At 53.6% G+C, this 12309-nt stretch carries 11 protein-coding genes; 8 read left to right on the forward strand and 3 right to left on the reverse strand.

Going from position 1 to position 12309, the window contains the following annotated elements:
• Positions 1 to 29 precede the first annotated feature (29 nt).
• On the forward strand, positions 30 to 2648 hold the full coding sequence (locus tag M0646_RS05285) for a DNA polymerase III subunit alpha (RefSeq protein ID WP_286649935.1): 2619 nt from the start codon (positions 30 to 32) through the stop codon (positions 2646 to 2648).
• Here the strand turns inward: M0646_RS05285 and tmk are convergent.
• A complete protein-coding gene (gene tmk / locus M0646_RS05290) occupies positions 2574 to 3287 on the reverse strand; it encodes a dTMP kinase (RefSeq protein WP_315863024.1) in 714 nt (237 codons plus the stop codon). The two genes, M0646_RS05285 and tmk, sit on opposite strands and share 75 nt — an antisense overlap.
• 192 nt (positions 3288 to 3479) lie before the next feature.
• Here tmk and M0646_RS05295 point away from each other — a divergent pair, with 192 nt between their 5' ends.
• The 6 genes from M0646_RS05295 (at position 3480) to M0646_RS05320 (ending at position 9378) form a co-directional block, all read left to right on the forward strand.
• Complete coding sequence (locus M0646_RS05295; RefSeq protein ID WP_149818813.1) at positions 3480 to 3833, forward strand: hypothetical protein; 354 nt, start codon at positions 3480 to 3482, stop codon at positions 3831 to 3833.
• Positions 3830 to 4954, forward strand: coding sequence for an FAD-binding oxidoreductase (locus M0646_RS05300; RefSeq protein WP_286626910.1), 1125 nt, complete (start codon positions 3830 to 3832; stop codon positions 4952 to 4954). The genes M0646_RS05295 and M0646_RS05300 overlap by 4 nt, the downstream gene beginning before the upstream one ends.
• A 25-nt stretch (positions 4955 to 4979) precedes the next feature.
• On the forward strand, positions 4980 to 5090 hold the full coding sequence (gene psbM / locus M0646_RS05305) for a photosystem II reaction center protein PsbM (RefSeq protein WP_149818817.1): 111 nt from the start codon (positions 4980 to 4982) through the stop codon (positions 5088 to 5090).
• 69 nt (positions 5091 to 5159) lie between these two features.
• On the forward strand, positions 5160 to 6290 hold the full coding sequence (locus tag M0646_RS05310) for an iron-containing alcohol dehydrogenase family protein (protein ID WP_149818819.1): 1131 nt from the start codon (positions 5160 to 5162) through the stop codon (positions 6288 to 6290).
• Positions 6291 to 7487 (forward strand): aspartate aminotransferase, encoded by a 1197-nt coding sequence (locus tag M0646_RS05315; protein ID WP_286626911.1) that lies wholly within the window; start codon positions 6291 to 6293, stop codon positions 7485 to 7487.
• Between the two features lie 16 nt (positions 7488 to 7503).
• Positions 7504 to 9378, forward strand: a complete 1875-nt coding sequence (locus M0646_RS05320; protein WP_286649936.1) for a potassium transporter Kup — start codon at positions 7504 to 7506, stop codon at positions 9376 to 9378.
• Between the two features lie 13 nt (positions 9379 to 9391).
• Here the strand turns inward: M0646_RS05320 and M0646_RS05325 are convergent, their stop codons facing one another.
• Together M0646_RS05325 and mscL are read right to left on the reverse strand one after the other, a co-directional pair.
• Positions 9392 to 10663, reverse strand: a complete 1272-nt coding sequence (locus tag M0646_RS05325; RefSeq protein ID WP_149818825.1) for an ABC transporter substrate-binding protein — start codon at positions 10661 to 10663, stop codon at positions 9392 to 9394.
• Positions 10664 to 10675: 12 nt separating this feature from the next.
• Positions 10676 to 11092 (reverse strand): large conductance mechanosensitive channel protein MscL, encoded by a 417-nt coding sequence (mscL, locus tag M0646_RS05330; protein WP_286626914.1) that lies wholly within the window; start codon positions 11090 to 11092, stop codon positions 10676 to 10678.
• Positions 11093 to 11315: 223 nt separating this feature from the next.
• Here mscL and M0646_RS05335 point away from each other — a divergent pair, with 223 nt between their 5' ends.
• Complete coding sequence (locus M0646_RS05335) at positions 11316 to 12308, forward strand: 30S ribosomal protein S1 (RefSeq protein ID WP_149818829.1); 993 nt, start codon at positions 11316 to 11318, stop codon at positions 12306 to 12308.
• The last annotated feature ends 1 nt before the right edge of the window (position 12309 follow it).

The raw sequence follows: 12309 nt of genomic DNA on the forward strand, positions 1-12309 counted from the left end.
CGTTTCTCCTAGGTTGATAACCGTTGCCCATGTCCTTCGTCGGTCTGCATATTCACAGTGATTACAGTCTTCTGGATGGTGCAAGTCAGCTTCCCGACCTAGTGGCACGGGCAATGGAATTGGGGATGCCCGCGATCGCCCTCACGGATCACGGGGTGATGTACGGCGCCGTTGAGCTGTTAAAGTTGTGTCGCGGCAAACCCCTGAAGCCAATCATTGGCAATGAGATGTACGTCATCAATGGCGACATCACCAAGCAGGAGCGCAAACCCCGCTTTCACCAAGTGGTGCTGGCCAAAAATAAACAGGGCTACCACAACCTCTGCAAACTCACCACCATCTCCCACCTCCAGGGCTGCCAAGGCAAAGGCATTTTTGCTCGCCCCTGCATCAACAAAGAACTCTTGGCACAATACCGCGACGGACTCATTGTCACCAGTGCTTGCCTCGGCGGTGAGATTCCCCAAGCCATTTTGCAGGGTAAGCCGGATTTGGCACGCAGTGTTGCTGCTTGGTATCAAGAGACCTTTGGTGAGGATTTTTACCTTGAGATCCAAGACCACGGCAGTCAAGAGGATCGGGTGGTCAACGTTGAACTGGTGCGCATTGGCCGCGAGTTGGGGATCAAAATTATTGCCACCAATGACTCCCACTTTATCTCCTGTAATGACGTTGAAGCCCACGACGCTCTACTTTGTATCCAGACCAACAAGCTGCTCGCCGATGAGAAGCGGATGCGCTACAGCGGTACGGAATACCTGAAATCCGCCGCTGAAATGGCTCGCCTGTTTCGGGATCACTTGCCCGCTGAGGTCATTGAAGAGGCTTTGGCGAATACCCTTGAAGTGGCCGAAAAGATTGAACCCTATAACATCTTTCGTGAACCCCAAAGTCCAGAGTTTCCGGTGCCTGCTGGTCATACAGCCGATACCTACCTAGAGCAAGTGGCGTGGCAAGGACTGTTGGAGCGATTTCACCTCAGCGATCGCCAGCAGTTGGATCCCACCTACCGGCAGCGACTGGAATATGAACTGAAAATGCTGCAACAGATGGGGTTCTCGAACTATTTCCTCGTGGTTTGGGACTACATCAAATATGCCCGCGACCACAATATTCCCGTCGGGCCAGGGCGGGGATCGGCGGCGGGTTCCCTTGTGGCCTATGCCCTGCGCATTACCAACATTGATCCCGTACACCACGGCTTGCTCTTTGAGCGGTTTTTGAACCCGGAGCGCAAGTCCATGCCCGATATTGATACGGACTTCTGCATTGACCGCCGCGAGGAGGTGATCCAGTACGTCACCGAAAAATACGGCAGCGATCGCGTCGCCCAGATCATCACCTTCAACCGCATGACCTCAAAGGCGGTGCTCAAGGATGTGGCACGGGTGCTGGATATTCCCTACAGCCAAGCGGATCAAATGGCAAAGCTGATTCCGGTGGTGCGGGGCAAACCGGTCAAATTGGCGGTGATGATCTCCGATGACACCCCCTCGCCAGAATTCAAGGAAAAGTACGACAGTGATCCGCTGGTGCGCCGCTGGATTGATATGGCGATGCGTATTGAAGGTACCAACAAAACCTATGGCGTCCATGCGGCCGGCGTCGTCATTGCCTCAGAACCCTTGGATCAACTGGTGCCGCTGCAACGCAACAATGATGGGGCGCTAATCACCCAGTATTTCATGGAGGATCTGGAATCCCTTGGCCTCCTGAAGATGGACTTTCTGGGTCTGAAGAACCTGACAATGATCCAAAAAACGCGGGAGTTGATCCAGAAAAACCACGGTAAAACCCTTGATTTGGATGCCCTCCCCCTCGATGATGCCAAGACTTACCAAATCCTTGCTGAAGGCAAACTGGAGGGGATCTTCCAATTGGAATCTTCGGGGATGCGCCAAATTGTTCGAGAACTGAAGCCCTCAAATTTGGAGGACATTTCCTCGGTGCTGGCACTCTATCGACCGGGACCGTTGGATGCAGGCCTGATCCCCAAATTCATTAACCGCAAGCATGGGCGGGAACCCATTCAATATCAACATGAGCTTTTGAAACCCATTTTGCAGGAAACCTACGGCGTTCTTTGTTATCAGGAGCAGATCATGCGGATGGCGCAGGACTTGGCGGGCTATTCTCTGGGTCAAGCGGATCTGCTCCGCCGCGCGATGGGCAAAAAGAAAAAAGAGGAAATGGAAAAACACGAAGCCCTCTTCATTGAGGGAGCGGCTAAAAATGGGGTGCCCAGCGCAGTCGCCCAAGAACTCTTTAAGCAGATGCTGGATTTTGCTGAATACTGTCTGAGTGGGGAGACGGCGGTGATGACGGTGGAATATGGGGCTGTCCCGATTCGCCGCTTGGTGCAGGAACAGTTGGCCTGTCAGGTCTACAGCCTTGATCCCCAAGGGCATCTTTATACCCAGCCCATTGCCCAATGGCACTTTCAGGGCTTCCGTCCCGTGTATGAGTATGAACTTGAGGATGGCTCAACGATTTGTGCGACACCTGATCACCGCTTTATGACCACCCGTGGCCAGATGCTGCCCATTGAGCAAATTTTTCAGGAAGGACGAGAGCTATTCCAATTCGCGATCGCCCCCAGTACGGCGCTGGCTCAAGGTCTCAAACCAGCGGTGCAGATGAGCCGCTAGACAATCTTGAATAGCTTCACTCACCTGATCAGTGGGTTGATCCGCCGCAATTCGCTGCCAGCGATCGCCCCCTGCCTTAGCCAAGGCCATAAATCCCTGACGAACTCGCTCATGAAAGGCCACCGCATGCTGCTCTAGGCGATCCGCTATGCCCCGCCGTTGGGTGCGGGCAAGGCCAACCTGAACCGGCAGATCCAGCCAGAGAACTAAATCCGGCATCAGTCCAGCGGTGGCAATCTGGTTGATGTGCTCGATGAGGCTCAAGTCCAGTCCTCGCCCATAGCCTTGGTAGGCAATGGTGGAAGCCGTGTAGCGATCGCACAGGACAATGCCCCCCCGTTGCAGTTGGGGGCGGATACTCGTCGCCACGTGCTGGGCGCGATCGGCGGCATAGAGCAGGAGTTCTGCCATGGGATCAATCTCTAAATCACTATGGAGCAGCAGTTGCCGCAGGCCTTGGCCAAGGGGCGTTCCCCCCGGTTCACGGGTCAGCAGCAAGGGCGGATCAATGTCAGCGGATCGTAATTTTGCCAGCCAGCCACTGTCCTCTAGCCATGTGGTGATCGCCCCCATTTGGGTCGTTTTGCCGGCACCCTCTCCCCCCTCTAGGACAATAAACAAACCAGTGTAGGGATGCATGAATTCAGCGATTTTGAAGAAAGGTTTGATATAATCGCGGCATCCTGCCATATAATGCAGGTCACCTTACAATGGGGGTAATGCTCAATTCCCTGTGATTTCCTAGGAACACCAGCAGCGAGAGCGCCCCGTCTGTTCCGTGATTACACTAGAACCATTGTTCGCGAATTATTAGTTTACCACTTGGCGGTTATGGCTCGATATGCTCGTGTTGTTACCATTGCACTCCCTCGGGCACGGCTAAAGGAAGAGCTGGTGCAAACCCTAGAAGCCTGCGATTTGACGGTAACCCATGTGGGGGATGATTACGTCGTGGCACGGGAGAGCGCGCTCGATGCCATTTCAATGTCCCAACTGGTCACGGTTGAAGTCCTGATTGATAAAACCACGCCCCAAAAGGATGTCACCAAGTTTGATCTGGTGCTCAAGAATAAGGAACTGACCCTCAAGAAAAATAATCACTGCTTTGAATGGTTTGACCGTGTCAGTCGCGCCATTGCCGAAAATGAAAATTGGGAATTAGTTAATACAGTTGCCACACTGTGACGGTGCTGCTAGCAAATGCAACAGTGACCATTGTGGGCGCCGGGGTGGTTGGCTCGGCGATCGCCTACGAACTGAGTCGTGTGCTTGATCCAGCGGAAACGCCGATTCTTGTCCTTGAAGCACAACGGGAGGAAGATTGGCAAGCGACCGGTGCGGCTCTTGGTGTTCTCATTGTCCACCTCAGTCGGCGGCGACGTGGACGCAACTTTCAACTACGGCAGGCCAGTTTGGCACGTTATGAAACCCTCATTCCGGAGTTGGCGGCAGAAACGGGGGTTCAGATTCCCTACCAGCGCTGCGGCATTATCGAAATCTGTACCACTAAGGACGAGGCGATCGCCACCCAAGCATGGTTGCAGGAACAGGCTCCCCAAGGGGTGCAGTGGCTCTCGCCAAAAGAAGTCCAAGATCAATATCCCCTTGTGGATATCCACCACATTCACGGCGCACTTTGGGCAACGGGCGATCGCCAAGTCACCCCTAAACCCTTGACTCAAGCCCTGCGCCAAGCGGCTCATCAACGGGGCGTAAAGTTCTTGTATCAAAGCCCTGTCCGACAGCTCCAGCGATCGCTCCAAGGGGGATGGATTTTACAGCTCGATCAAGCAGCCATCGAGACTGAATACCTGATCCTAGCGGCGGGTCTGGGAACAACACCCCTTACGCAAGCCCTGAATCGCTCTGTCACTGTGGAACCGGTTTTAGGACAAGCCCTAGAGTTTGCCTGTGATATTGATGCAAATACACCAGTAATGACCGCTGAAGGCATTCATTTTGTCCCCTTGCCTTGGGGGCGGGTGTGGGTGGGTGCCACCGTGGAGTTCAACACCCTCACCGCGAATCCGCAAACCCTTGATCAACTGCATGGGAGAGCCATCGAACTTTGGCCAGTTTTGAAAACGGCTCCCTTAACTCAACAGTGGCAGGGACTGCGACCCCGCCCGAGCGATCGCCCGGCACCCATCATCGAAAAAATAGACGACCACACTTGGCTGGCCACTGGCCACTACCGCAATGGTATCCTGCTAGCTCCCATCACCGCCCAAAAAATTGCCCAATCCCTGAGGCTGACCTTGGCCAAGGGCGATCGCCCCAAGGGGGACACAGCATTGATAAAATAAAAGCCAGCGTTGTGGGGTACATACCATGGAAGTCAATCCTTTTGGCTTGGTGGCAACAGCCATGTTTGTCTTGGTGCCAACAGTGTTCTTGATTATTTTGTACGTGCAAACGGAAAGTCAGAAGAAGAGCAGCTAAGATAGATCTCTACGGCTAGAGCGAAAATGACTCTATTTTTGCCGCAGATGCTCTAAATAGTCCTTATTTATACGGCCTGTGACTGCTGCTTCGTTTTCACCCCTTTGTATTGCACCTACCCACGTCTATCGTGGTTGGTTCATTCTCTCCCAAGCGGGGGAAGCCATTGCTCAATTGGGGCATCATCCCCTTTTAGTGGTTTCACCGCAGCGGTATCAGCAGCTTGAGCAGGAGTGGCAGGCGATCGCCCGCTCCCATGATCTCACCTTCAGCGTGGGGACATTCCATGGTGAGTGCAGTGAATCCACCCTTGCCCAGCTCCGCCAAGAGGCGCAAGGCAGTGATCTCATCATTGGCATTGGCGGTGGCAAAGCCCTAGATACCGCTAAACTTTTGGGGCATCAATTACACTTGCCCGTAGTGACGATCCCCACGTCCGCAGCCACCTGTGCCGCTTGGACAGCCCTCTCCAATATCTATACAGAGGCCGGTGCCTTTGCCTACGATGTGACACTCCACCGTTGCCCGGATCTGCTGCTCTTGGACTACGCCCTGATTCAAACGGCGCCGAAGCGAACCCTGCTTGCCGGCATTGGCGATGCCCTTGCCAAGTGGTATGAGGCCTCGGTGAGTAGTGGCCACCGCCAAGAAACGCTGATTGTGGCTGCGGTACAGCAAGCCCGAGTATTGCGCGATCTTCTCTTGCAGCAATCCGCTGAGGCCCTGGCCAATGTGGGCAGTACCGCTTGGGAAAATGTCGTCGATGCCAGTGTCCTCATGGCAGGGATGATTGGGGGTTTGGGGGGTGCCCAATGCCGCACGGTGGCAGCCCATGCGGTGCACAACGGTCTGACCCAACTACCCCAAAGTAGGGGCACCCTCCATGGAGAAAAAGTGGCCTACGGTATTCTGGTGCAACTACGCTTGGAAGAGCTAGTTCAAGGCAGTCAGCTAGCTGCTAGCGCTCGCCATCAGCTGTGCCAGTTCTATGAACAGGTGGGTTTGCCCCTGAGTTTAGAGGATTTGGGTTTCCAAGAGGCCAGCTTGGCGCAACTCCAGCACGCTGCAACCGTTGCCTGCGCTCCCCACTCCGATATTCACTATTTGCCTTTTGCGGTGACACCTGATTTGCTGCTAGAAGCAATGGTGTCCACCGTGGTCGGCTACAGTGCCACAGTCTTAGATGGGAGTGCCCGCTAGATGGGGTTAGAGTGGATTCAGCCGGCCGATCGCTTGGGGGCATTGCCGCCCTACGTCTTTGCGCGTCTCGATGAACTGAAGCTGAAAGCCCGCCAGCAGGGACTCGACCTCATTGACTTGGGGATGGGTAATCCCGATGGCTCTGCCCCGCGTCCAGTGATTGAAGCAGCGATCGCCGCCTTTGAGGAACCTAGTTACCACGGTTATCCTCCCTTTGAAGGCACAGCGGTTTTCCGTCAAGCCATTACCCGTTGGTATCAGCGCCGCTACAATGTCTCCCTTGATCCCGATGGTGAAGCCTTACCCCTGTTGGGATCAAAAGAGGGACTGACGCACCTTGCCCTTGCCTATGTCAATCCGGGGGATGTCGTTCTTGTGCCTAGCCCGGCCTATCCTGCCCATTTTCGTGGACCCGCGATTGCCGGTGCCAACATCTATCCCCTGATTCTGAAACCAGAAAAGGGCTGGCTCATTGATCTCAGTGAGATTCCCAGTGACATTGCCCGTCAAGCGAAGGTTTTGTACTTCAACTATCCCAGCAATCCTACGGCGGCGATCGCCCCCCGCTCTTTCTTTGAAGAAGTCGTTGCCTTTGCCCGCGACTATCAAATCCTTCTAGTGCATGACCTTTGCTACGCCGAACTAGCCTTTGATGGCTATCAACCCACCAGCTTACTGGAAATTCCCGGTGCCAAGGAAATCGGCGTTGAGTTCCATACCCTCTCGAAAACCTACAATATGGCCGGTTGGCGGGTGGGGTTTGTGGTGGGCAACCGCCACATTATTCAGGGCTTGCGTACCCTGAAAACGAACTTAGATTATGGGGTTTTTTCCGTCTTACAGAAAGCGGCAGAGGTGGCCTTGAGCCTGCCCGATAGCTACATTGCCTCTGTGTGCGATCGCTATCGCCAACGGCGGGATTTTCTGATTCAAGGCTTGAATGAACTGGGCTGGCAACTCACCCCAACCCAAGCAACCATGTACCTGTGGGTGCCCGTACCCGTGGGCATGAGTTCGACCGATTTTGCCCTCAAACTGCTTCAGGAGACAGGCGTTGTTGTGACCCCCGGCAATGCTTTTGGCGAAGGGGGTGAAGGATACGTGCGCATTAGCCTCATTGCCGATCGCGATCGTTTAGGGGAAGCCCTCAAACGCATGGCTCAAGCCAATATTCGCTTCGATAGCTTAAGTCGGTAACATACTCCATCCGGCCATGACAAAAACGAATGCTGCCCACCAGCCCTCAAGGCTCCTCATTCTGGGTGCCCTCGGTGTCGTCTATGGTGACCTAGGGACCAGTCCCCTCTATGCCTTTGAAGAAACCTTCAATCCCCTTCATCCCCTAACGGTTACTCCGGACAATATCTACGGCATTCTCTCTTTGATCCTCTGGTCGCTTGTCCTCATTCCAACATTCAAGTATGCAATCTTTGCCCTGCGTGCTGACAATGGCGGTGAAGGCGGCATCTTTCCCCTGACGGCACTTGTCCTCTCCCGAATTCGCCTTAGTCCCCACTGGCGGCGCTGGGTGATCATTTTCGGTCTCGTGGGGGCGGCCATGTTCTATGGAGATAGCACCATTACCCCTGCGATTAGTGTTCTCTCTGCCGTTGAGGGGCTAGAGGTGCTCAGTTCCCAGTTTGCAACTTGGACAGTTCCGCTAACGGGGGTCATTTTAGTGGGGTTGTTTTGGTTTCAACATCGCGGTACCACCCAAGTGGGGCAGGTCTTTGGCCCGATCATGTTCCTCTGGTTTATGACCTTGGGCATTCTTGGCGCGATTCACATCTTCGAGCACCCCACAATTCTGAACGCCCTCAATCCTTGGTGGGGAGTAGAACTCTTTCGCACCCATCCCAGCCAAGTTCTTTTTCTATTGGGAGTGGTTATTCTGGCACTGACGGGTGCCGAGGCGATGTATGCCGATATGGGACACTTTGGCGTCCAGCCGATTCGCTTGGCGTGGTATCGTCTAGTCTTTCCTGCCCTTGCCTTGAATTATCTGGGGCAGGGTGCTTTCATTCTCAAGCATCCAACGGCTACCCATAATCTCTTTTTCCAACTTGTGCCTGAGTGGAGCGTTTTGCCCTTAGTCATTCTCAGTACATTGGCCACCGTTATTGCATCTCAAGCGGTAATTTCGGGGGCTTTTTCAATGACTGCTGCGGCTATTAAGTTGGGCTATCTGCCCCGGCTGCGCATTGATGTCACGGATGATCATCACCGTGGCCAGATTTATATTCCTGTAATCAACTGGTTGCTATTGGTTACGGTTCTGCTCTTGGTCATCACCTTTAGAAACTCATCAGAACTCGCGGGTGCCTATGGTTTGGCAGTTAACTTAACCATGGTAGTTACGACTCTCTGCCTGATTTTGGTGGCGCGGCACTTGTGGCGGTGGTCTATTCTGCAAATTAGCCTTGTTTGGGTCAGTATTTTAGTAATTGAAATTGCTTTCCTGATGGGAAATGCCCTCAAGATTCCCCACGGTGGCTGGTATCCCCTTGTTTTCGGCGGGATTATTTATATGCTCTTAGTGACGTGGCGACAAGGTCAGGTTCTGCTGCGCCAGCAACTGCTGCAAGCAAATACTCACTTCTCCCTCAAGGAACTGCTCAGTCAAGGGGTTGCGCGTGTGCCGGGGATTGCTGTTTTCTTCTCACCACTTCCCCACACCATTCCACCGACCTTTATTCAAAACCTTCAGCACAATCATGTGTTGCATGAGCAGATGATCTTTATCCATTTAGCAACTGCGAATTTACCCCATGTGCCCTTGTCAGAACAATTCGCCTATACAGTCACGGATGTCGGTATTTATGAAATCATCCTTACCTCGGGGTTTCGCGATCGCCCCGATGTCCTACTCGCCCTTGAAACTTGCCAACGTGTCCTCAATCTCCCCCTCAACGAACCGATGAGTTTCTTCCTAGGCCGTCGCACAATCATCCCCACCCACGCCCCCGGTATGACCTACTGGCAAAAGGTTGTCTTTGCTTGGCTATATCGCAATGCTGAGGATGCCATGATCTACTTTCGTCTGCCCCCTGAACAAGTAGTGGAGCTTGGCATACAGGTAGAGATTTGATACGTGGGAGCATTTATCCCAAACGGCTATTCCATGCGGTTTCTGCATCCTTGAGTGCCTGATCAATTGTCTTTTGTCCCAAGAGAACTGCCTGTAAATTCTCGTAGAGGAGTCGTTGTAGCTCCTTAATATCCCGCAGAGGGGGAATGAGAACCTCTGCTTGGTTCATTTGACGAGCGCTGACCGATCGGGCAATGTCCACGGGGGTGGCATTTTCGCCAATGGTACAGAAGTAGGGATCCGCTAGAGCCGCTTGTGTAGAAGGCAGGACATTGGCTTCCTTGGCAAAGGCGAGTTGGTTTGCATTATTGGTGACAAAGAGGGCAAATTCTACGGCTAGGTCAGGATGGCGGCTCTGGCGGGGCACAAGTAAATTCATCACAGCAACATTTTTCTTGCCAGTGTCTCCGGTCAACTGGGGGGCGGGGGCTGAAACGGCTGCAATACTGGGGGCATTGGTGGCGATCGCGTTCAAAAATTCCGGACTGGTCATCAATAGAGCCGTTTGTCCCGCTTGATAGAGTTCGATACCTTGGCGGTGGCCTTCAGTCAGCACCTGTGGCGGCAAGAGTCCCTGACGATAGAAATCCAGCCAATACTGGAAAACGGCTTTGCCCACTGGGGAATTAAAGGCAGCACGGCCTTGATCATCGACAAGCTTCACCCCCATCTGTACCATGGCCTGCATCAGTTCGGCAGAGTCCTCGGGCACCATCGTGATAAAGAAGGCGTATTTGCCCGTTTTCTCCTTCACGACTTTAGCAACACTGGCAAGTTCAGCAAAGGTTTGCGGGGGGCGATCGATCCCAGCGGCGGCAAGAATCGCCTTGTTATAAATCGTTACCCGCGAGGTGAGGTACCAAGGCACGGCAAAACTCTTGCCCTCTAACGTCGTTGCCTGCCAGATATTCGGTAGATAACGCTCGCGCACGGCTGGCGGCACATAGTCATTGAGATTGAGCCACGCATTGCGTCCTGCCAACAACGCCGCAAAGTCGGGGTTCAGGTTCACCACATCGGGAGCAGTGCCCGCTAATACTGCCATGAGAATTTTGGTCTGCATTGCCGTCCAAGGAATATCCACCCAGCGCACATGGACATCGGGATGTTGGGCTTCAAATTCCGCAATCAGGCGATGGAAGTAGTCAGTAAATTTCGGTTGCAGTTGCATGGTCCAGAATTCAATCTGGGTGCCTTGGGTAGGCGGCGTTGTTCCACAACTGGTGAGGATGGCCAGCCATAGCCCCACCAACAGCCCACCGATCCAGCGTTGCCACGATCGCATTGCTGAGGACTCCTACAGGGGGGGGAGTTCAGAGGTGCAGGCACGACAGCGAGTTGCTTTGAGGGGCACTGATTCCAAGCAGTAGGGACACTCCCGTTGTTCTGACGCAGGGGGTTTCTTCGGTAGCAAGGGTAAAAGCAGCTTCAGAAGAATAAACAAGCTCAGGGCAATCACCCCAAAGTCGAGCAAACTGCCCAAAAACTTGCCAATTCTAATCCCCGACCCGACCGTAAGCTCGCGCCAGTCGCCCCCCGGAATCAGGGGATTGATCAAAGGCATCATCAGGTCTTCCACCACGGAGGTGACAATGCGGCTAAAGGCACCCCCCACCACGACAGCGATCGCCAGATCAATCACATTCCCCTTTAAGGCAAATTGGCGGAACTCCTGCCAAAATTGCTTGACCTGTCGGCGGTTCAATCGCCCCATGCCCACTCCTCAGTAGTACACAAAAATTAACACTTATCTTCATCAATGACCAAAATTTTAGCGATGCCGCTAGCCAACGGGCAAACTCTAGGCTAACATTGTAGATCCAGTCAGAAAGTGTTCGAGCGATCGCTGGTATGATTGCGTATGGCACCCACTTCTGCCCGCTTGATAACTCACTATACACCCCCATTTTCGTTAAAGGAGCTAGGAAAACACTCGCATGGTCAATCAGGAAAAAACGTTAGACGTGGGCTTTACGCATGCTGATTTTGCAGCCTTACTCGACCGGTACGATTACCACTTCAACCCCGGCGACATTGTTGCTGGCACCGTCTTTAGCATCGAACCGAAGGGTGCCCTGATTGACATCGGTGCGAAAACCGCTGCCTACATCCCCATCCAAGAAATGTCTATCAACCGGATTGACAGTCCGGAAGAAGTCCTGCAACCGAACGAAACCCGTGAGTTCTTTATCTTGGCGGATGAAAATGAGGAAGGGCAGCTGACGCTGTCGATTCGCCGTATTGAGTACATGCGGGCTTGGGAGCGCGTTCGCCAACTGCAAGCGGAAGATGCCACCGTTCGTTCTCAGGTCTTTGCCACCAACCGTGGGGGTGCCCTTGTGCGCATTGAAGGGCTGCGCGGCTTTATCCCCGGTTCCCACATCAGCACCCGTGTCAACAAAGAAGAATTGGTGGGTGAAGAGCTACCCCTGAAGTTTTTAGAAGTGGATGAAGAGCGCAACCGCCTCGTCCTCAGCCACCGCCGTGCCCTTGTCGAACGCAAGATGAACAAACTGGAAGTGGGCGAAGTAGTGGTTGGAACCGTGCGTGGGATTAAGCCCTACGGTGCCTTCATTGACATTGGTGGGGTTAGCGGTCTGCTGCACATTTCCGAGATTTCCCACGATCACATTGATACGCCCCACAGTGTTTTCAATGTCAATGACCAAGTCAAGGTGATGATTATTGACCTTGATGCTGAGCGGGGTCGGATTTCCCTGTCCACCAAGCAACTGGAGCCAGAACCCGGTGACATGGTGAAAAATCCGCAGTTGGTCTATGAAAAGGCTGAAGAGATGGCAGAGCGCTATCGTCAGCAACTCCTGCAACAACAGCAGCAGGCCACCGCAGAGACCACTGAGGAAGTCATTGAAGACATTCCCGAAGCCACTGAAGACGATACGGCTGAGCCGATTCTTCAAGAAGCCTAGG

Source organism: Thermosynechococcus sp. B3 (assembly GCF_030323045.1).
GTDB lineage: Bacteria > Cyanobacteriota > Cyanobacteriia > Thermosynechococcales > Thermosynechococcaceae > Thermosynechococcus.